16 protein-coding genes are annotated in these 20498 nt (G+C 67.8%); 9 read left to right on the top strand and 7 right to left on the bottom strand.

Going from position 1 to position 20498, the window contains the following annotated elements:
- Window positions 1-23: 23 nt before the first annotated feature.
- The 4 genes from QM841_RS01830 to QM841_RS01815 are packed head-to-tail and all read left to right on the top strand — an operon-like array spanning window position 24 to window position 4187.
- Window positions 24-1277, top strand: coding sequence for a CaiB/BaiF CoA transferase family protein (locus tag QM841_RS01830; protein WP_009477976.1), 1254 nt, complete (start codon window positions 24-26; stop codon window positions 1275-1277).
- Complete coding sequence (locus QM841_RS01825) at window positions 1274-2212, top strand: hydroxymethylglutaryl-CoA lyase (RefSeq protein ID WP_105413003.1); 939 nt, start codon at window positions 1274-1276, stop codon at window positions 2210-2212. Before QM841_RS01830 ends, QM841_RS01825 begins: the two co-directional genes overlap by 4 nt.
- Window positions 2209-3204: a 2-hydroxyacid dehydrogenase gene (locus tag QM841_RS01820; RefSeq protein ID WP_283330702.1), complete on the top strand. Its 996-nt coding sequence runs from the start codon at window positions 2209-2211 to the stop codon at window positions 3202-3204. Before QM841_RS01825 ends, QM841_RS01820 begins: the two co-directional genes overlap by 4 nt.
- Entirely contained in the window at window positions 3201-4187 is a 987-nt protein-coding gene (locus tag QM841_RS01815) for a glycerate kinase family protein (RefSeq protein ID WP_283330701.1), read from the top strand. The genes QM841_RS01820 and QM841_RS01815 overlap by 4 nt, the downstream gene beginning before the upstream one ends.
- On the opposite strand, the gene QM841_RS01810 is transcribed toward QM841_RS01815, so the two are convergent.
- Window positions 4153-4938 (bottom strand): IclR family transcriptional regulator, encoded by a 786-nt coding sequence (locus QM841_RS01810; RefSeq protein WP_105413000.1) that lies wholly within the window; start codon window positions 4936-4938, stop codon window positions 4153-4155. The two genes, QM841_RS01815 and QM841_RS01810, sit on opposite strands and share 35 nt — an antisense overlap.
- A gap of 323 nt (window positions 4939-5261) precedes the next feature.
- Between QM841_RS01810 and QM841_RS01805 the strand changes: the two genes are divergently transcribed.
- A complete protein-coding gene (locus QM841_RS01805; protein WP_280778660.1) occupies window positions 5262-5729 on the top strand; it encodes a DIP1984 family protein in 468 nt (155 codons plus the stop codon).
- Window positions 5730-5991: 262 nt separating this feature from the next.
- Here the strand turns inward: QM841_RS01805 and QM841_RS01800 are convergent, their stop codons facing one another.
- Together QM841_RS01800 and QM841_RS01795 are read right to left on the bottom strand one after the other, a co-directional pair.
- Window positions 5992-8418, bottom strand: coding sequence for an ATP-dependent Clp protease ATP-binding subunit (locus tag QM841_RS01800; RefSeq protein ID WP_283330700.1), 2427 nt, complete (start codon window positions 8416-8418; stop codon window positions 5992-5994).
- Between the two features lie 152 nt (window positions 8419-8570).
- A complete protein-coding gene (locus QM841_RS01795; protein WP_283330699.1) occupies window positions 8571-8747 on the bottom strand; it encodes a hypothetical protein in 177 nt (58 codons plus the stop codon).
- 487 nt (window positions 8748-9234) lie between these two features.
- Between QM841_RS01795 and QM841_RS01790 the strand changes: the two genes are divergently transcribed.
- Complete coding sequence (locus tag QM841_RS01790; protein ID WP_283330698.1) at window positions 9235-11259, top strand: APC family permease; 2025 nt, start codon at window positions 9235-9237, stop codon at window positions 11257-11259.
- Here QM841_RS01790 and QM841_RS01785 read toward each other — a convergent pair.
- Together QM841_RS01785 and QM841_RS01780 are read right to left on the bottom strand one after the other, a co-directional pair.
- On the bottom strand, window positions 11228-12844 hold the full coding sequence (locus QM841_RS01785; RefSeq protein WP_283330697.1) for an FAD-dependent monooxygenase: 1617 nt from the start codon (window positions 12842-12844) through the stop codon (window positions 11228-11230). The genes QM841_RS01790 and QM841_RS01785 overlap by 32 nt on opposite strands.
- A 91-nt stretch (window positions 12845-12935) precedes the next feature.
- Window positions 12936-13700: an ABC transporter permease gene (locus QM841_RS01780; protein WP_283330696.1), complete on the bottom strand. Its 765-nt coding sequence runs from the start codon at window positions 13698-13700 to the stop codon at window positions 12936-12938.
- A gap of 136 nt (window positions 13701-13836) precedes the next feature.
- On the opposite strand from QM841_RS01780, the gene QM841_RS01775 reads away from it, so the two are divergent.
- The gene (locus tag QM841_RS01775; protein WP_283330695.1) at window positions 13837-16158 is read left to right on the top strand and encodes an ATP-binding cassette domain-containing protein; all 2322 of its coding nucleotides are present in this window, start codon (window positions 13837-13839) and stop codon (window positions 16156-16158) included.
- Between the two features lie 18 nt (window positions 16159-16176).
- Here the strand turns inward: QM841_RS01775 and QM841_RS01770 are convergent, their stop codons facing one another.
- The gene (locus QM841_RS01770) at window positions 16177-16764 is read right to left on the bottom strand and encodes a carboxymuconolactone decarboxylase family protein (RefSeq protein WP_283330694.1); all 588 of its coding nucleotides are present in this window, start codon (window positions 16762-16764) and stop codon (window positions 16177-16179) included.
- Between the two features lie 239 nt (window positions 16765-17003).
- On the opposite strand from QM841_RS01770, the gene QM841_RS01765 reads away from it, so the two are divergent.
- Both QM841_RS01765 and QM841_RS01760 read left to right on the top strand, forming a co-directional pair.
- Entirely contained in the window at window positions 17004-17948 is a 945-nt protein-coding gene (locus QM841_RS01765; RefSeq protein ID WP_283330693.1) for an alpha/beta hydrolase, read from the top strand.
- Entirely contained in the window at window positions 17945-19444 is a 1500-nt protein-coding gene (locus QM841_RS01760) for an FAD-dependent oxidoreductase (protein ID WP_283330692.1), read from the top strand. The genes QM841_RS01765 and QM841_RS01760 overlap by 4 nt, the downstream gene beginning before the upstream one ends.
- 60 nt (window positions 19445-19504) lie before the next feature.
- Here the strand turns inward: QM841_RS01760 and QM841_RS01755 are convergent, their stop codons facing one another.
- Window positions 19505-20428, bottom strand: coding sequence for a LysR family transcriptional regulator (locus QM841_RS01755; RefSeq protein ID WP_280778669.1), 924 nt, complete (start codon window positions 20426-20428; stop codon window positions 19505-19507).
- Window positions 20429-20498 lie beyond the last annotated feature (70 nt).

Genomic DNA, 20498 nt, shown 5'->3' with positions numbered 1-20498 from the left:
GTCACTATCAGTTAAGGATCACCATGTTCTCCGACAACACCATTCGGCCCCTCGACGGGGTTCGGGTACTCGAGCTCGGTAACTACATCGCCGCTCCGACCGCGGGCCGCATGCTCGCCGACTTCGGGGCCGAGGTCATCAAGGTGGAGCGCCCGAAGACCGGCGACGAACTGCGCAACTGGCGGCTCTACTCCGGCGACACCTCGATGCTGTACCGCACGATCAACCGCAACAAGAAGTCGATCGTGCTGGACCTGCGCACCGAGGAAGGCAGGCAGCTCGTCCTGGACCTCGCCGCCAAGTGCGACATCCTGCTGGAGAACTTCCGGCCCGGCACCCTGGAGAAGTGGGGCATCGGACCGGACGCGTTGAACGCGGCCAATCCGGACCTGGTGATCACCCGCATCTCGGCGTTCGGGCAGACCGGGCCGATGTCGCAGAGGCCGGGGTTCGCCGCGGTCGCGGAGGCCGCGGGCGGATTCCGTGAACTCGTCGGCGACCCGGACCGGCCACCGGTGCGGGTGGGGGTGTCGATCGGCGACTCGATCGCCGGCCTCTACGCAGCGTTCGGTGCGGTGATGGCCCTGTTCCAGCGCGAAGCCGCGAAGGTCGCCGGAACCCCGGGTCCGTCCCTGCCGCATCGGATCATCGACGTCGCCCTCAACGAATCGATCCTGTCGATGATGGAGTCGCTGATCCCCGACTACCTCGCGTACGGCATCAAACGCGAACGCGTCGGCGGCCGGATGGAGGGCATCGCCCCGTCGAACGCGTACATCTGCAGCGACGGTGACAGCATCATCATCGCCGGCAACGGTGACGCCATCTTCCAGCGCTACATGGACACCATCGGCCGTCCCGACCTCGGCGCCGACCCGGACCTGTCCACCAACGCCGGACGGTGGGCACGCCGCGACGAACTCGACACCGCGATCGGCCAGTGGACGATCCAGTACTCGCGCGACGAGGCGCTGAAGATCCTCGATGCGGCCGGGGTGCCGTCGGGTCCGATCAACACCGCCGCCGACATCTGCAGCGACGAGCAGTACGCGGCCCGCAACATGATTCAGCAGTTCACCGTCGACACCGGTGAGGCCGAGCCGAAGCAGGTCGGGTTCCCCGGCATCGTCCCGGTGATCGGCGGCAAGTCGCTGCCCATCCGCAACGTCGGACCGGACCTCGGCGAGCACACCCGGGAGGTCCTGGAAACGGTGCTCGGCAAGACCCCGGAACAGATCGACTCCATCGTCAACGACACGGTAGGTGGCCTCTCATGACGCAGTCCTTCGAATCACGCACCCTGCTCCGCGACGTCACCCTGCGTGACGGGTTGCAGTTGACGGGCAAGATGCTGCCCACCGCCCGGAAGCTCGAGATCGCCCGCCGGCTCCTCGAACTCGGCGTGCCCGCGCTCGAGATCGGGTCGATGGCCCGCCCCGACCTGGTCCCGCCGATGGCGAACACCGTCGAGGTGATCTCGGAGCTGACCCCGGAGGAACTCGATCACTGCTGGGTGTGGGTGGCGACGCCCCGGCACGTGGAGAAGGCCGCCGCGGCCGGCGCACGACATTTCCAGTACTGCTTCTCCGCCTCCGATTCCCACAACCAGGCGAACATCGGTCGCTCCACCGAGGACAGCCTCGCCGCGATGCCCGCCGCGATCGAACTCGCCCAGCAGGTCGGCGGCAGCATCCAGCTGTGCATCGCGACGTCGTTCACCTGCCCGTTCGAGGGCCGGGTGCCCGAGCAGCGGGTCATCGACATCGCCAACGACCCGCGCGCCCACGGCGCCGTCGACGTCGTCGTCTGCGACACCCTCGGCCAGGCCGTCCCCGCCGAGGTGTACTCGCTCGTCTCCCGGGTACGGCTCGAAACCCCGCAGCGCGGCATCGTCTTCCACGGCCACGACACCTGGGGTCTCGGGGTCGCGAACAGTCTCGCCGCGGTCGCGGCCGGCGCGATGACCGTCGACGGCGCCCTCGGCGGACTCGGTGGCTGCCCGTTCGCACCCGGCGCCAGCGGCAACACCGCCAGCGAGGACCTGCTGTTCGCCACCCGCCCGGACTGGCTGAACCCCACCACGTTCGGCTCCCTCGTGGAACTGTCCGAGAAGACCCTCGCCGAACTCGGCGAAGCCAATCGGTCCAAGGCCGCGCAGGGCGCACGCTCCAATGCCACCGCGTTCGAGTGGGTCATCGGAGGCGGCCGATGAGCGCCGCGCGGTTCTACGTCACCACCCCGATCCCCGCACCCGCCCTCACGCTGCTGCGCGCCGCGGGCAGCGTCGACGTTCCCGACGAGCTTCCGGACGCCGCCCGGCTGCGGGAGGTCTGCGTGTCCGGCGACTACGACGTGGTGGTGTCCCAGCTTCGCGACACGTTCGACGCCGATCTCCTGGCCGCCGCGAAGATCCGCGGTATCTCCAACTACGCGGTCGGGTTCAACAACGTCGACATCGGGGCGGCGACCGCGAACTCGATACTCGTCGGCAACACACCCGGTGTGCTCACCGACGCCACCGCCGACGTCGCGATGCTGCTGATCATGGCCACCGCCCGCCGCGCCGTGGAGGCCGACACGTTCGTCCGCGCCGGACAGTTCACCGGATGGGAACCGAATCTGCTCCTCGGCCAGGATGTTTCGGGGCGCACGCTCGGTCTCGCCGGATTCGGCCGGATCGCGCGGGCGACCGCGAAACGGGCACTGGCCTTCGGGATGCAGGTGCTGTTCTGCCCGCGGCCGCCCGGCGACCGGCCGGTCTCGGACGAGGAACTCGGCGAATTCGCCGGACTCGTCACCCACACCGACTGGGACACCCTCGTCACCACCAGCGACTACCTGTCGCTGCACGTGCCCCTCAACGCGCAGACCCGCCACCTGGTCGATGCGGGCGTGCTGGCGGCGATGAAGCCCTCCGCGATCCTGATCAACACCGCCCGCGGTCCCGTCGTCGACGAAACCGCCCTCGTCGCCGCCCTGAAGTCCGGGGAGATCACCGGGGCGGGGCTGGACGTCTACGAGGACGAACCCGCGCTCGCCCCGGGGCTCGCGGAACTGTCGAACACGGTCCTGCTCCCCCACCTCGGCAGTGCCACGGTGTCGGTGCGCGCCGAGATGGCGAGGCTGTGCGCCGAGAACGCTGTGGCCATGGCGCAGAAGCGGATTCCCCCGCATCCGGTCAACCCGGAAGCGTGGAACTCATGACGGTTCTGATCGCCCCCGACAGTTTCAAGGGCACCTACACCGCCCGCGAGGTCGCCGACGCGGTCGCGACGGGGGTCGAGTCGTCCGGCGGTACCGCGATCAGGCTGCCGGTCGCCGACGGCGGCGAGGGCACCCTCGACGTTCTCACCGTCCCCCTCGGATTGCGCCCGGTCACCACCCGGTCCCGCAACCCGTGGGGCAGCCCGTGCCGGCCGACGTACGGACTGTCCGACGACGGGACCGCGGTCATCGAGATCGCCGCCGCCTCCGGGATCACCACGCCGCACGACGGCCCCCGTGACCCGGTCACCGCCACCACGTACGGCACCGGGATGCTCGTCGCCGACGCCGCCCGGCGCGGTGCCCGGCGCATCGTCGTCGCGGCCGGCGGGTCCGCCACCACGGACGGCGGCACCGGGGCCGTCGCCGCCATCGAGGCGGGCGGCGGACTCCGGGGCGCCGCCGTCACCGTGCTGACCGACGTCACCACCCGGTACGTCGACGCGGCCAGGGTGTTCGGACCGCAGAAGGGCGCCGACGCCGTGCAACTCCTCACGCGGCAGCTCGAGGCGAAGGCGCGGGCTCTGCCCCGCGACCCGTCGAGTGTCGACGCGACCGGCGCGGCAGGCGGGTTCTCCGGCGGGATGTGGGCGCGGTACGGCGCCGAACTACGCTCGGGCGCCGATTACATCCTCGACGTGATCGGCTTCGACACCCTGGCCGCGGACGCGTCGGCGATCGTCGTCGGCGAGGGCCGGCTGGACGGACAGACGAAAGCGGGCAAGATCATCTCCGCGATCCTCGCCCGCGCGGGCACCGCCCCGGTGTACGCCGTCGTCGGCTCCGTCGGCGACGATCTCGGCGACTACCGGTCCCGGTTCGCCGGCGTCCTCGTCGCCACGAACGCCGTGGCCATGCACGACGCCGGCCGCACGATCGCGGCGCAACTCATGACGGGTAGCGGCCACCCAGCGTCCGGGTGACCTGCTCGGCGCTGCCGACGAGCAGATCCACCCATTTCTCGCACTGTTCGCGTGGCATGCGCAGTGTCGGCCCGCTGATGGCCAGAGCACCGATCACGTCGGCGGACGAATCGAACACGGGCGCAGCCAATCCCGAGGCGCTGTCCTCCCGCTCCCCCGCGGTGATGGCGTACCCGTCGGCCCGGGCCTGGTGGATCAGTTCGCGCAGCACCGCGGTGTCGGTGACGGTGCCCTCGGTCATCGGCTCGATGGGGCCGGCGAGGACCTGTTCGGTGAGGTCCGGGTTCCAGGCGAGCAGAACCCGGCCCGCCGATCCCGCGGGCAGGGGGACGATCTTCCCGACGTACATGTTGCGACGCAGCGCGTGCTCGGTCTCCGCGATGGCCACGCACACGCGGTAGCCCTGCTCGACCCGGAAGAAGCTGGCGGTCTCGCCGGTGGCGTCGCGGATCTCCTTCAACACCGGCGTGACGACAGCCAGGATGTCGAGTCCCTTGGTGGCCGTCGCGGCCCAGAACGCCATCTTCACGCCGATCCGGATCTGGTCGCCGGACCGGTCGAGGAATTCCTGCGCCACGAGGTTGCTGACCAGCCGTTGGACCGTCGACGTCGGCAGTCCCGTCGCCTGGTGGATCTCGCCCAGCGTCATCGACGGACGCGTCAGGCTGAAGGCATCGAGGATCTCCGTGATCTTGCTCAGCACCAGCAACGGTTGGTGCTTGGAGGTCAATTCGCCGTCTTCCGCTCGCATGCCCTCGAGGATAGTCGCCCCCACCAGCACGTGAGTGCCAACGAACGGCGGAACACACTTCGGCACTCACCTGGGGCGAATCGACTGTCGCCACACGGGCGCGAATGTGGTACCTATTGAAGATGCTCGAATTCGACTCGACGAAAGGCGCATGAGCGCCCACCGAGATATCTCTCCGACACGACGGTTCGGGGAATTCACCCGCGCGTTCGACGCGCTTCGATCGCTCCCTTCACGGTGCCGCGACCCGTCCGCCCCCGGGCGGACACTTTTCCATTCACCATTTACGCTGCCCTACAACGACTTCGAGAAAGGAGGTAACCGTGAAGTTGGCTGAGGCACTGGCCGAACGGGGCGATCTGACGCGTCGGGTGGAGCACCTGAAGTCGCGCATCCTCACGAACGCACGACACCAGGAGGGCGAGTCGCCGGCGGAGGACGCCGCGGCGCTCCTCGTCGAACTCGAGGAGGTCCTGGACCGCCTGGAGGTCCTCGTCCGAAGAATCAATCGGACGAATACCGCTGCACCACTGGGCGACGCGAGCATCACGGACGCACTGGCCCGCCGGGACATGCTGCGCATCCGGCACCGGGTGGTGTCCGCCGCCGCGGATGCCGCCTCCGGTCGTGAGCAGGACCGATACGGCAGGCAACTCCGCTCCGAACTCGTCTTCGTCGCGGCGTTGCCCGTCCGGGATCTGCGGCGGACGGCAGACGATCTCGCCCGGAAGATCCGGGAAATCGATCTGCAAGTGCAGAAGGAGAATTGGGAAGTCGAGTTGCTCGACTGAACAGGCTGGGTAGTAGGTAACCGTTTCGGAGGCGAGCACGCACCGCGAGTCGACGGTAATTCGGCTCTTCTCCGGCGTGGAGGGCAACGCTCCGGGCACACACCCGGATCACATTGCAGCCCTGCACACCGCACAGGTGACGGTGCACGACGCACACCTCATCACCGGGTGCTGATCCGAGACGGCGAGGGCGGGCAAGGGGCTACCCACACACGTGAGTGGCAGAGCGTGCCGAAGCACACTCTGCCACTCACGTCGGGGATCAGCCGACTACGAGATCCAACTCGTCGTCGGACACTCCGACCGCGATGCTGCCACCCTCGACGAGGACGTCGTCGAGCAGCAGATCGGCGATCCGATCGTCGACGGCCCGCTGGATCGACCGGCGCAACGGACGCGCCCCGAACTCGGGCTGGTGTCCGTGCTCGGCAATCCAATCGACCGCGGCCTCACTGAACGAGATCTCGATGCCCTTGGACTGCAGCCGCTTCCGGCTGTCGTCCAGTAGCAGGTCGGTGATCCGGTGCAGCTGCTCGGTGTCGAGCTTGCGGAAGATCACGATCTCGTCGATCCGGTTCAGGAACTCCGGACGCATCGACTCACGCAGCCGGCCCATCACCCGATCCCGCAGCGGCTTCTCCGAAGCCTCCGCGTCACCGGTGCTGAAGCCCAGCGCACCCGACTTGCTGGAGATGATGTCGGACCCCAGGTTGCTGGTCATGATCAGAACGGTGTTCTTGAAATCCACCGTCCGGCCCTGACCGTCCGTGAGTCGGCCGTCGTCGAGCACCTGCAGCAGCGTGTTGAACACGTCGGGGTGCGCCTTCTCGATTTCGTCGAGCAGGATCACCGAGTACGGGTTCCGGCGGACCTGCTCGGTGAGCTGTCCCGCCTCCCCGTATCCGACGTAGCCGGGAGGGGCACCGACGAGTCGGCTGACCGTGTGACGTTCACCGAACTCGCTCATGTCGAGTCGCAGCATCTTGTTCTCGTCACCGAACAGCGTGGCGGCCAGCGCCTTCGCCAGTTCGGTCTTGCCGACACCGGTCGGTCCGAGGAACAGGAAGCTGCCCACGGGACGATCCGGATCGTTCATGCCGGTGCGGCTGCGGCGCACCGCCCGGGCGATGGCCCGCACGGCGTCGTCCTGGCCGATGACACGACGATGCAGTTCGTCCTCGAGCCGGCGGAGGCGTTCCTTCTCCTCCTCGGTCATCTGGCTGGCCGGGATTCCAGTGGCCCGCGACACGACCTCCGCGATCTGCTCGGCAGTCACCTCGGGCGTCACGTCGTTCGTGCCGACCGCCTTCCCCTCGATCCGGGCCTGAACCTCCATGGCCTCGTCCCGCAGTCGCGACGCCTTCTCGTACTGCTCGTCGGCGACGGCCTGTTCCTTGGCCTGCTCGAGTTCCGCGAGCTTCGCCCGCAGAGCCTCGACGTCGACGCTCGGCATCCGCAGCCGCAACCGGGCCCCGGCCTGATCGATCAGGTCGATCGCCTTGTCCGGCAGGAAGCGGTCACCGATGTAACGGGCCGACAGCTCGACGGCCGCCGTGATCGCCTCGTCCGTGTAACGGACGCCGTGATGCTCCTCGTACCGGTCACGCAGACCGGACAGGATCGCCACCGCATCCTCCACACTCGGCTCCGCCACCGTCACCGGCTGGAACCTGCGTTCGAGCGCCGGATCCTTCTCGATGTGCTTGCGGTACTCGTCGAGCGTCGTCGCACCGACGATGTGCAGCTCACCGCGGGCGAGCTTCGGCTTGAGGATGTTGCCCGCATCCATCGCACCGTCGGCGCCGCCGCCGGCACCGGCGATGGAGTGGACCTCGTCGATGAAGACGATCAGCTCGTCCGAGTGGGCCGAGATCTCGTCGATCACCTTGTTGAGACGTTCCTCGAAGTCGCCGCGGTACCGGGTGCCCGACACCATGCTCGACAGGTCGAGCTGGACGATGCGCTTACCCGTCAGGCGGTCGGGAACGTCGCCGTCGACGATGCGCTGGGCGAGGCCCTCTACGACCGCCGTCTTGCCGACGCCGGCCTCACCCACCAGCACGGGGTTGTTCTTGGTGCGGCGCGAGAGAATTTCGATGGTCTGCTCGATCTCGTCGGCGCGCCCGATCACCGGGTCGACTCCGCCGCCGCGTGCGCGTTCGGTGAGGTCGAAGCCGTACTTGTCGAGCGTGGGGGTCCCCGAGTTCGAGGACTCCTCCTCCACCGATCCACCCTGCACGGCGGTCTGCAGGCGCTCCGGGGTGATTCCCTCGGACGCGAGCAGGCGTCCGGCGGCGTGGTCCTGATCCGCGGCGAGCGCCAGGAAGAGGTGCTCGGGATCGATGTAGGTGGACCCGAGGGCGCGCGCGAGTTGGTGCGCCTCGAGCAGCGCCGTCTTCAGCGCGCCGCTCAGTGCGGGTGTTGCAAAGCCTGACGTGTCACGGCTCTGGGGCAGACGCAGTTCGACGGCATCGGCGACGGCCGACGTGTCGGCGCCTGCGCGGCGCATCAGAGAGGTGACGGGTTCGTGTTCTGTCATGACGCGCAGAACGTGGAGCGCATCGAGTTCCGCGTCGCCACGACCTGCGGCGAAGCGGGCAGCAGCAGCCATGAGCTCCTGGGTGGAGCGACTCATGAGCCGACTGATGTCGATGCGACCTGGGCCCTCCGGCCCGAAGAATGCTGGCATTCCTCAGCCTCCTATAAGTTGAGCGTTACTCACTCAACTAACGTGCCAAGCCTGCGATCAATTCCCGGAGGGAGTGGATGTGAGCTCGATCACAAAGGCCCGCGGCAGGTGCCGACCCAGTCCAACGACGACAGGAACCCGGATCTTCCCGCTCACGGCAGGGTGCGTCCGAGAAAGTCGAGCACTCGGGTCGCCTGGTCGCCGGTGGGATCGAGATCGGGGCGGAAGTCGGCGACGCTGACCCCCACGAGTCGAGGTGACCGCGCCAGTGGCGCGACGACGTCGGCGAGTTGATCCCAGTCGAGGCCTCCCGGCTGGGGGTACGTCACCGCACCGCGAGCTCCATGTCCGCCGTCTCGCCCGTGTCCGAGGACCGTCCGTCGAGATAATCCGGATGCCCGTCGACGAACCACAGTCCCGCCGAACCCAGGTGCCTGCGCAGCGCGGGAAGATCCCGAGCAGAATGCTGCAGTCGCCGCCGACCACCAGCGGTCGCCGGCCCGGCAGGTCCGCCATCGCGACCGCCAGATCGTCCGCCAGCGCATGAGCGGCCCGCACCGTCTCGGACAGTGCAATCACGCCCGTCGCTTCGTCCCGGTCGGTGCGGTCGATCACGGTCGCGGCGTCGCCGACATCTCGGCCGACCATCGCGGACAGGCCGACCTCCCGAAACGCGTGCGGCGCCGCCTGTTCGCCACGCGCCGAGCCGGAGCAATCCCACGGTGCACCAGGCGCTCCGCACCCGTGCGCCTTTTCGGTAGCGGGAACAACCGGAAAGGCGCACGGGCGCGAAGCGCCTGGTTCTACGCTGAACTGGTGGTGGCTCTCGTTCGAGCGGTCCGGCGGCTGGCTCTGGGACGCCCGCTGCGCAGTGACGACCTCGGGGAGCAGTTGCTGACCAAGCGTCTGGCGCTGCCGATCTTCGCCTCCGACCCTCTGTCGTCCGTGGCATACGCGACGCAGGAGATCCTGCTGATCCTGTCCCTGGGCGGTCTCGCCTATTTCTACCTGACGCCGTATCTGGCGGCCGGGGTCGTGGTGCTTCTCGCCGTGGTCGCCCTGTCGTACCGCCAGGTGGTGTACGCCTACCCCAGCGGAGGCGGCTCGTACGAGGTGGCGACGAAGAACCTCGGTCCGTCCGCGGGTCTGACGGTGGCGTCGGCACTGCTCATCGACTACGTCATGACGGTGGCGGTGTCGGTGTCGGCGGGCGTCGACAATCTCATCTCCGCCGTGCCCGCGCTGAACACGCACCGGGTGGCGCTGGCCGTGGCGTTCGTCGTGTTGCTGACGGTGATGAACCTGCGCGGGATCCGCGAATCGGGGACCATGTTCGCCTTCCCGACGTACGGGTTCATCGCCGGGGTGATGATCCTGATCGTGACGGGGTTCGTCCGCGTCGCGGCCGGTTCGACACCCGTCGCCGAAAGCGCCGGGTACACCATCGAACCGGAACTGTCCGGGCTGACCGGTCTGGCCCTCGTGTTCTTCGCGCTGCGCGCGTTCTCCTCCGGATGTACCGCGCTGACGGGTGTCGAGGCGATCTCCAACGGGGTGCCTGCGTTCCGTAAACCCAAGAGCGCCAACGCCGCGAAGACACTCATGGCGATGGCCGCGACGGCCATCGTGATGTTCGCGGGAATCACCGCGCTGGCCATCGTCGCCAAGGTGCACGTCGCGGTGAACCCGTGCGATCTGATCGGGTTCGCCGGAAACTGCGAGACCGATCCGCAGCGCACCGTCATCGCCCAGATCTCGGCGGCCGTGTTCGGCGGCACCACCAACATCGGCTTCTTCTATGTCCAGGCCGCGACCGTGCTGATCCTCGTGCTCGCCGCGAACACCGCCTACAACGGTTTCCCGCTGCTCGCCTCGGTGCTCGGCCGTGACCGCTACCTCCCGGTCCAGCTGAACACCCGCGGCGACCGGTTGGCGTTCAGCAACGGCATCGTGCTCCTCGCCGTGACGGCGGGCGGATTGATCGTCCTGTTCGACGCGTCCGTCACCCACCTCATCCAGCTGTACATCCTCGGCGTGTTCACGTCGTTCACCCTCAGCCAGGCGGGCATGGTCCGGCACTGGAACCGTGTGCTGACAACCGAATCCGACGCCCGAGAACGTCGTCGAATCCACGGCCGGCGGGCCCTCAACGGCACCGGCGCCGTCCTCACCGGCACTGTCCTGATCATCGTCACGATCACGAAGTTCACCCAGGGCGCCTACCTCGTGGTGATCGCCATGCCGATCCTGTTCTTCCTGATGCGCGGGGTGCGGCGGCACTACGACCGGATCGCGGCCCTCCTCGTCGTCGACGAGGACAGCTTCACCCTCCCCTCCCAGGTGCACACCATCGTGCTGGTGTCCGTGCTCAACAAACCCACCGCCCGGGCCCTGGCCTACGCCCGCGCCACCCATCCGACGACCCTGGAAGCCGTCACCGTGCTGGGCGACAACACCGGAAAACTGCAGCGGGAGTGGGAGAAGTATGAAATTCCGGTGCCGCTGAAAGTCCTCGAATCGCCCTACCGTGAAGTCACCCGGCCCATCGTGGGGTACGTGAAATCCGTCCGGAAACGGATTCCGGACGGCGTCGTCACCATCTTCATCCCCGAGTACGTGGTCGGTCGCTGGTGGGAACACCTGCTGCACAACCAGAATGCGCTGCGCCTCAAGGGCAGGTTGCTGTTCACGTCCGGCGTGATGGTCACGAGTGTGCCGTGGCTGCTCGATTCGGCCACCCGCGTCGGGGCGCCGCTCGGCAAGCCCGCGCCGGGTGACATCCGGCGCGGCCTGCCCACCACTCCCGAGCTCAGCGGAAAGTCGACTTCAGGTACTCCGTGAGACCGTCGACCGCGACCGGACTCTGCCGGAACCCCAGATAGCCGTCCGGGCGGACGACGAACGCGGCGGAACCCTCCGCGCCGTACGCGTGCGCGAACTCGCCGTCACGGTCTCGGACGAGGGGAAGCACCGTTTCCCCGACCTCGGCGGAAGGCGACGCGACGAGGTACGTGTCGACGAGTCCCCGGGTCGCCGCGCCCACCGACGTCGCCGCGGCCTCGAGCAGTTCCAGCCCGCGCGCGTCGACCGATTCGTCGGCGTACAGCAGCAACGTGTGGTTCCGTCCCGCGAGGAGAGTGAACAGCCGGAGGGGAAACGCGACCGCGGCACGGGTCAGCCCGCGGGCGTCCGGCGCCCGGCTGCCGGGCGCGAGCGCCGCATTCGACTCCGGTTGGGCGACGATCGGACTGTCCGCGTAGCTGATGAGGAGTTGGGCCTCGCGTCGGATCACGTAGTCGGGATCCGACGACCCCGCCCCGATCCCCTCCCGGGCGCTGCGCACGGTGCGTCCCACCACCTCCTCCCCGATGGGTCGCCGTTCGGCGTCGTAACTGTCCAGCAGGTCGGGGGCCGCGGCGCCGGACACGGCCAGCGCGACCTTCCACGCCAGGTTGTGCGCGTCCTGGATGCCGGTGTTCATACCCTGCGCGCCGGTCGGCGGATGAATGTGGGCGGCGTCGCCCGCGACGAACACCCGCCCGCGCCCGTACGAGTCGACGATGCGGTGGCTGATCCGGAAGATGGACGACCAGCGGAGGTTCGACGCCCGCGTCGGCTCGGGTGACAGGCGGTCGAGCACGGCCTGGATGTGGCTCAGCTCCGGTTTCGGTCCCGCCTCGAAACCGTGCGCGATCTTGTCGGCCGCGGGGGTGCCGGTGCCGGCGAGGTCGCTGGGCACCAGCATCGACATCCGGTAGCGGCGGCGCCCGGGCAGCGGGATGCACACGAGCAGGTCGTCGGTCTCGCCGTCCGTCTGATGCATCGACCGGATCCCGTAGCCGCGGGGCATCGACCAGTCGACTTCGACGTCGCCGAGCATGTACTGCTCGAGGAACGCACCGCCCTCGAAGGTGAGGCCGAGTCCCTTGCGGACCACGCTGTGGGCGCCGTCGCAGCCGAAAAGGTACTGGGTTCGGACGGTTTCGTCGCCGTCCGCGCCGGTGACCGTGGCGACGACGCCGTCGTCGTCCTGTTCGAACGCCGTCAGTCTCGTTCCTCGTTCGATCGTGGTGCCGAACGTGGCCAGGTATTCGGTGAGGATGCGTTCGGTCTCGTACTGCGGCAGCCCGATGAATTCGAACGGGACGTCGGCCGGTAGCGACAATTCCAGGCGGGCCACCTCGTCGCCGTTGACGTACACGATCTGCCCGCGCATCTGGATCGCCGCGTCCAGGATGTGCCGCAGCACACCCATGCTCTCGAACACCTCGAGGCTGCGCGGTTGGATCCCCACCGCCTTCGCGTACTGCGGTGGCTCGAGCAGGGGATCGATGATGCGGCAGGCGACGCCTCGCCTGCGCAGTTCGATCGCCGCCGTCAGCCCGACCGGACCAGCTCCGACCACCAATACCTCGGGATGCACCACAAGACACCGCCTCGTCAGCAGGGACCGACCACCGACCAGTATGCGTGACCGACGATGCACTTGACCGGCGTTCGGGCCAGACCCGGATCCTTCATGTCCGCGCGGTGTGGAGTCTCGGCCGGTGAACCGCTTCCCGGGCCACCAGTTCGATCGTGACGGCCACCGCACACGTCTGCGCGAGCAGCAGCCCGACCAGGACGAGGATCTGGACCGCCCCGGCCTGAACGGCGGAACCGCTTGCCAGCAGCACCCCGACGAACGCCCCCGGCAGGGTGACCAGCCCGACGGTCCGGGTCTGATCGAGTCCTGGGAGCAACGCGTCCGAGGCGGCAGACCGGACCACTTCCATGCGGGCATCACGGACGTCGAGCCCGAGACTGAGCCCCGCCTCCACCTCACCCCACCGTTGTTCGACCGCATCGAGCGCGCGTCGCGCGGCGAGTGAGGTGGCCGTCATCGCCCCACCGAGCACGATTCCGCCGACGGGAACGAGAGCGACACCTTCGAGCGGCACCACCTGGCTGACCAGCATCAACGGCAACACGATGCCGACACCCGCGGCGAGAGGCAGCGCCAGCCACCCGGCGGACCGCCCGGCTTTCGCACGGCGAGCGGACGTTCCCACCGCCGCCGCGAACATCACGACGAGCACGAGGATCGACGACCACAGATGCGCGAGAGCCGCGGCCAGGATCAGGGACACCGCGGCGAGCTGGGCGGCACCTCGAATCGCCGCACCGGGCACGACCAGTGGGCTACCGAGGTGGGTGAAGCGGTAGACCACCGCCGCGCACACGACCATCACGGTGCACAGCACAGCCAGTCCGACACCGGGATTCGCCAGGGACGTACTCACCCCGCTCAGTGTTCCTCACATCCTGGCCCCGGGGGTACCGAGAGTGAGCGTTATGCCGACGAATCCCGGGGCGTGCATGCGACCATTGATGGAGTCGACGCTCTACGCCCGATGACGCTGACCGGAGGCCGTGGCGATGGACGACCGGGCGAACACAGCGCACCCGCGGGTCGTGGTCGAGACCGAACACGGCCGGGCGAGCTACCGCGCGGGCAAGGCCGTCCGCATCGGCCGGGATCCGCAATTGGAGATCACGATCGTCGATCCCGTGGTGTCGCGCGAGCATGCACGGCTGACGTGGGACGAGGGATGGCAGCTCGTCGACTCCGACAGCAAGAACGGGATCTTCGTCGACGGCGAGCGCAGAGAAAAGATTCCCGTCACGAACGCCGTCCTCGTCCGGCTGGGCGACGCGGTCGAGGGGCCGGTCGTGCGGATCTCGGTCGAGGATCCCGACGCGACGCGACAGGATGTGGGCGGCCGATGGGACGAGTCGACGATCGAGGTGGGGGCCTCGAGCGCCCCACCCCCGACACCGCACGAGGCGGTCCCGACGGGATCACTCACGGTGGGACGGTCACCCGACAACGACATCGTCGTCCGGGACGTGCTGGCCTCACGCCATCACGCGATCGTCCACAACGTGCCGTCCGGCCTCGAGATCGACGACCTGGGGAGCGTCAACGGCACGTTCGTCGGCGGCGCCCGGGTGTCGCGCGCGCAGCTGACCGACGGCGACGTCGTCACGATCGGGAACACCGACCTCAGTGTGAAGGACGGCCGGCTGGTTCCACGGCAGGCGGTGGCTCCGACCGCAGGCGGGCTGCGGGTGGACGGCGTCGGGCTCACCATCGAGGGCGGGCGGCGGCTGCTCGAGGACGTCACGTTCACGGCCCAGCCGGGGAGTCTCACCGCGGTGATCGGCCCCTCCGGCGCGGGAAAGACCACGGTGGCCACCATCATCTCCGGTTCGGAACGCCCCACGGAAGGTGTGGTCGAGTTCGAGGGACGCAGCGTGCACGCCGAATACCAGGTGCTCCGCTCCCGCATCGGGATGGTCCCCCAGGACGACGTCGTGCACCGGCAGCTGACCATCCGGCAGGCGCTCGGCTACGCCGCCGAGCTGAGGCTGCCGCCGGACACCACCCGGGCCGACCGCGAGGAGGTGATAGCGACGGTCCTCGAGGAACTGCAGCTGTCCGAACACGCCGACACGAGGGTCGACCGGTTGTCCGGCGGACAACGCAAACGCGCGTCCGTCGCAATGGAGTTGCTCACCGGCCCGTCCCTGCTGATCCTCGACGAACCGACCTCGGGTCTCGACCCTGCGCTCGACCGGCAGATCATGGCGACGTTGCGCCGCCTCGCCGATTCTGGCCGCGTCATCGTCATCGTCACGCATTCGCTGTCGTATCTCGAGATGTGCGATCAGGTCCTGCTCCTCGCACCGGGCGGCAAGACCGCCTACGTGGGCCCGCCGGACCGGGTCGGGGCCGCGCTGGGCAGCACCGATTGGGCCGACATCTTCTCCCGTGTCGCGGCCGACCCCGACGGGGTGTTCGCCGAGTACCGCGCCACCCGCCCCGCCGTCGAGGTGCCACCACCGAGCCCACCCGGACCTCTCGGCAGTCCCGCGCACACGTCGCGGCGTAAGCAGCTGAGCACCGTCGTCCGCCGCCAGGCGCGGCTGATCCGCGCCGACCGTGGGTACCTGATCTTCTTGTCCCTTCTCCCGTTCGTGCTCGGCGGCCTGGCCGTGCTCGTGCCCGGCGACACCGGATTCGGCCCGTCGGGCCTCGACGAATCCGGCGAACTCACCCAGATCCTGGTCGTGCTGATCCTCGGCGCCGCCTTCATGGGTTGCTCACTGACCATCCGCGATCTGGTCGGAGAGCGCATGATCTATCACCGCGAACGTGCCGCCGGCCTGCTCCCGTCCGCCTACCTGACGGCGAAGATCGTCGTATTCTGCGCCGCCGCGATCGTGCAGTCGGTGATCATGGTGGTGATCGTTTTCGTGGGCAAGGGTTTTCCGGGCCGGGGCAGTGCGATCCCCTCCGGCTCCGTCGAATTGATCGTGGACATCGCCGTCACCACCTGCTCCTGCGTCCTGGTCGGATTGGCGTTGTCGTCGGTGGCCCGCTCGAACGAGCAGGTGATGCCGATGCTGGTGGTCACGATCATGGTGCAGTTGGTGATGTGCGGAGGACTGATCACGATCACCGGACGCGCCGTGCTCGAACAGGTGTCGTGGCTCTTCCCGTCCCGCTGGGGGTTCGCGGCCGCCGCCTCGACGGTGGACCTGCGCACGAACGCCACGGGCACCGAGCCCGATACGCTCTGGCAGCATGCCGCATCGTGGTGGCTGCTCAGCATCGCCATGCTGGTGCTCATCAGTTGCGTGCTCGCGGCCGTCACCTACAGCCGGCTCCGGCTGCGCCGTTCCCGCCGACGCTGAAACAGATGCTGCGGTGTTCTACTCGGCTTCGAGACCCGCAGGTGCCCCGACGTCGAAGACGTTCATCATCTGAGACAGGGTCCGGTAATAGCCCACGAGCACCACGAGTTCGAGCAGCGCCGAGTGACCGAGGCGGGCTTCGAATCGGCGGAATTCCTCGTCTCCGAGGGTGTTGGCGCCCCCGAGCAGATGACGGCACACGTCGTACGCGGCCTGTTCGGTGGCGTCTTCGGAACCGAAGTCGCCACCCCGAAGTGCCGTCATCTCTTCGTCGCTCAGTCCGATGGCGTGTCCGACCCGTTCGTGGGCGTAACGTTCGAATTGGCTTTCCGTTGCGGCCGCGACAGCGAGTATCGCGATTTCTCTGATCCGGGCGGTCATCGCCGTCCGATAGCGCACCGCACTTCCGAGTTCTTGCAACGCAGAGCCGAGCCCGGGCACATGCAGCATCAACCCGAACGGCCCGTTGAGCCTGCCGTGGTCATCCTGAAGCGCGAACAGCTGAGGCCCCTGAGCCCGCGGCCCCGTCACGATGCTGTCGTACAACGCCTTCTGCTCGACGTCCAGCTCGGCGGGTGTCAGGGACGCGATCCGTGAATCTGCCATGTAAGTACCATCTTTCAACGATTTCGGCGCGGGGAGGCGCGGTGACGAGTCAGAGTATGCCGCGCCCGGCGCTGTGGCCCTCCGCCGGCATCGAATCACACCCCGACCTGAAGCTATTCGCCCGGTGGATTCCCGCCATATCGAACTGCCGATTCCCGAATACTCCCTGATCCGCCACCCTTGAGCCACGGGCCACATCGCCGAGTGGACCCGCGACCAGGCGAAGAGGTGACGTCAACGTGAGAACCCCGGTCGGGCAGCCCGCCCGTTACGAGATCCAATCCTGTCCCGACATCGAATTCGGGCGTCCCGGGGGGCACATCCTCCGCCTGGATCTGACTCTGCCGATCGACGTTGCCGCCCCCGCCGTCGTCCTCTACCTGCACGGCGGTGGTTGGATGATCGGCTCTCGCAAGAGTCATGCTGCGCGGGCGGAACGGCTCGCGCGGCACGGATTTGCCGTCGCGAGCATCGACTACCGCCCCTCCACCGCCGCTCCTCTCCCCGCCCAGATCATCGACATCGCGACCGCGCTCGCGTGGCTGAAAGGTCCCGGGCAAGGCTTCGGTGTCGACGCGACTCGGGTCGCGCTCTGGGGAGCATCGGCAGGTGCCCATCTCGCGCTTCTGGCCACCGCCACTCCGGCGGTTTCACGGACACCGCACGATCTGCCCGGTCCGGCCGTGCAGGCCGCTGTCGGATACTTCGGCTGTTACGACCTCACCTCACGGGGCGACCTCGACCGTCCGGACGCCGGCTCGCCGATACCGCGTGAGATCCTCGAGCAGGACTGGCCGCCAGGGGTCCCCGCACCGCCGCCGTCTCGCTACCTGAGGGCCCGATTGCTGGGAGTCGAGGAGTCGACTGTGAGCGATCGCGACCTCGCCGCCATCAGCCCATTTGCGAACGCGCACGACATCCACGTGCCGGTCTTCCTGCTCCATGGAACACGCGACTCGGTCACGTCGGTGCAGCAGAGCCGGCGGATGGCACAGGAACTTCGACGCCGCGGGGAGACGGTGCGCCTGCGCCTTCTCGAAGGTGCCAATCACGAGGACCCCGCGTTCGACACGGACACCACGATTGCCGAAGTCGCCGCGTTCCTGCACGAACACCTGGACCGGTCCTGCCCCACGACCTCACGTCCCACGATGCCGTACAACAAGGAGATTGATTCGAAATGACCGCTCGAGTAATAGTCGTCGGCGGCGGACCGTCGGGTCTGACGGTCGCGACCGAACTGGCCCGGGCCGGAGTCGACGTCGTCGTCCTCGAACGTCGAACGCAGCCGGTACAGTCGCGAGCCGGGACCGTTCTGCCGAGAGTTCTCGAGCTCCTCGATTCTCGGGGCCTTGCGCAGAAGTTCATCGACAGGGCCGCGACGATTCGCTCCAATCCGCTGATTCCCATTCATATCTGGGCCGGGATGCAACCCGTCGAATGGCGCCACCTCGAATCGAGGTTCGGGTTTCGGCTGGTTCTTCCCCAGAACCACACCGAGGAACTGCTGCTCGAGGAAGCCCTCCGTCTCGGAGTCGTCGTCAGGCACGGCGTGACCGTCGAATCCGTCGTCCAGCAGTCCACCGCCGTGACCGTGACCGCGACGGCCGAGGACGGACCCGTGAGCCTGTCAGCCGACTACCTGGTCGGCGCCGACGGTGGGCGAAGTATCGTGCGATCGCAACTCGGTCTCGATTTCGAAGGCCATGGGCCGACATTCACCGGAATCGTGGCAGACCTGAGGATGGTCCGGCCCTGGCCCGAAGCGCGGCGGATGATCGACAACGACAAGGGGTGGGTCACCTCGTTTCCGTTCGGCGAGAACGAATCCATCACCCGGTTCAACATCGTGCACGCCGAGCGCAGGCACGCCCCTGCGGCGGAGCCGGTCACGGCCGACGAGGTTCGCCGATGCCTCACCGATGTCCTCGAGAAGGACCTGCCGTTCGACGATCTGGTGTGGGCGTCCCGTTTCACCGATTCGCTCAGAATCGCAACGAAATTCCAGCAGGGTCGAGTGTTCCTCGTCGGCGAATCGGCTCGCATCCACTACCCGGCCAGCGGCGTCGGGATGAACTTCTGCATCCAGGATGCGTTCAACCTCGGGTGGAAGCTCGCCGCGGTGATCAACGAACACGCGGGACCGGCACTCCTGGAAACCTATGAGGCCGAACGGCGCCCGGTGGCCGAGGCGCTGCTGAGAAGTGTCGCGGCTCAGTGTTCGGTCCAGTTCGACTTCACACCGGAGGGGGTGGAATTCAAGCGGATGTTCGAACGCGACCTGTTGCCCATTCCGGAGGTCAATCGCCGAATCGGGCTCGAACTCAACGGGCTGTCCTTCCCCTACCCTGCTGAGTCACACCACCATCCGATGGTCGGATACCGCTGCCCCGACCTGGATCTCGTCACCGCGACCGGTCCGATCAGGATGGGTGAAATGCTGCGCGATTCTGCACTCGTCCTCATCGACGCCACCGGGGCGGGCACCTACGCGGACCTCGCACTGCAGGGCGCGCCGGTACGCGCACACACCGGCCACATCGTTCTCGCACCCCCCGGGCTGGGTGAGGTCACGAGCCTCCTGGTCAGGCCCGACGGATACATCGCGTGGGCCAGCGCCGACGCCCCCGCGCGCGAAGATGCTCAGCTGGCGATCAAGCGGTGCCTCGCCGTCGACTGAAATGCCGGGAGGGTCGTCTCGCGCGTACCCGAGACGACCCTCCCGCGCCGGGTTCGGCACTCACTCCAGAGACTTGACGAGTTGCGCTCGGAGCCAGCGGTGTTCAGGATCCGCGTTGTACATCGGATGCCACCACAGGGCATGGTTCAGTGGGGCGAGATTCAAGGGGAAGTCGACCGACCGAATTCCCATTCCGCCGCTCATCCGGGCCGCCAATCGCTCCGGCAGAAGCGCGATCCGATCGGTGTGGGCGACGAAATACGGCAGAGCCAGATAATTTTCGCCGACAACCTGCACATACGGTTCGACCCCCTGCGCCCGGACCTGATGCAACGGTGTCGTCGCGGCGTGGGGGTGCGTCTGAAACACAGCCCACGGGTATTCGGTGAGCTGGTCCAGCCGTACGGCGTCCCCGATGTGCTCGTTGTCCTCGGCCACCACACAGACCCACCGGTCGGAGAAGAGGTCGACCGAGGGCAGGTCGCTGACGAAGCCGCGGGGTACGACCAGGGCATCAGCGGTACGGAGGCTGTCCGATGCACGGTCGACGATCTCCGGTCGCAACTGGACGAAGTTGATGCGCAGGTGCGGAGCCTGCGCCAGCAGATCGCGGGTGATCGTGTCCCCGACGGCGGCGAGCATGTAGTCGGACATGATCAGGGTGAACTCGCGGCTGGACCGTTCGATCTCGATACCCGGCTCGGCGTCGAGCACTCGATCGACCGCCGAGATCGCCACCGTCGTGCGCTCGACCAGGCTGCGGGCGAGCGGCGTGAGCTGATACGAGTTGCCGACCCGGGCCAGTAGCGGGTCGCCGAAGTACCTCCGAAGCCGCGCGAGCGCCGCACTCATTGCCGGCTGACTCAGACCGACTTCGATCGCCGCGCGGCTCACGCTTCGCTCGCGCAGAAGCGCGTCCAGAGACACGATGAGGTTGAGGTCCAGCTTGGCGCGATGGCCGGAGATCCGCTGTATCGAGCTCATGGATACAAACTATAGGCAACCCGGCGTTCCCAAATAACCGCGGGAAAATGAGACTGAGGCAGACACTCTG

Origin of the sequence: Rhodococcus sp. IEGM 1307, assembly GCF_030056915.1 — a bacterium.
Taxonomy (GTDB): domain Bacteria; phylum Actinomycetota; class Actinomycetes; order Mycobacteriales; family Mycobacteriaceae; genus Rhodococcus_F; species Rhodococcus_F opacus_D.
Note: the sequence above shows the minus strand (reverse complement) of the source record. Positions and strands in the feature narration are given on the sequence as shown.

What these genes read in the sequence shown, in the direction of transcription:
- QM841_RS01755 (WP_280778669.1), bottom strand. Translation starts at nt 20,428, where the DNA reads ATGAGCTCGATACAGCGGATCTCCGGCCATCGCGCCAAGCTGGACCTC.
- QM841_RS01820 (WP_283330702.1), top strand. Translation starts at nt 2,209, where the DNA reads ATGAGCGCCGCGCGGTTCTACGTCACCACCCCGATCCCCGCACCCGCC.
- QM841_RS01760 (WP_283330692.1), top strand. Translation starts at nt 17,945, where the DNA reads ATGACCGCTCGAGTAATAGTCGTCGGCGGCGGACCGTCGGGTCTGACG.
- QM841_RS01770 (WP_283330694.1), bottom strand. Translation starts at nt 16,764, where the DNA reads ATGGCAGATTCACGGATCGCGTCCCTGACACCCGCCGAGCTGGACGTC.
- QM841_RS01830 (WP_009477976.1), top strand. Translation starts at nt 24, where the DNA reads ATGTTCTCCGACAACACCATTCGGCCCCTCGACGGGGTTCGGGTACTC.
- QM841_RS01800 (WP_283330700.1), bottom strand. Translation starts at nt 8,418, where the DNA reads ATGCCAGCATTCTTCGGGCCGGAGGGCCCAGGTCGCATCGACATCAGT.
- QM841_RS01775 (WP_283330695.1), top strand. Translation starts at nt 13,837, where the DNA reads ATGGACGACCGGGCGAACACAGCGCACCCGCGGGTCGTGGTCGAGACC.
- QM841_RS01825 (WP_105413003.1), top strand. Translation starts at nt 1,274, where the DNA reads ATGACGCAGTCCTTCGAATCACGCACCCTGCTCCGCGACGTCACCCTG.
- QM841_RS01815 (WP_283330701.1), top strand. Translation starts at nt 3,201, where the DNA reads ATGACGGTTCTGATCGCCCCCGACAGTTTCAAGGGCACCTACACCGCC.
- QM841_RS01810 (WP_105413000.1), bottom strand. Translation starts at nt 4,938, where the DNA reads ATGCGAGCGGAAGACGGCGAATTGACCTCCAAGCACCAACCGTTGCTG.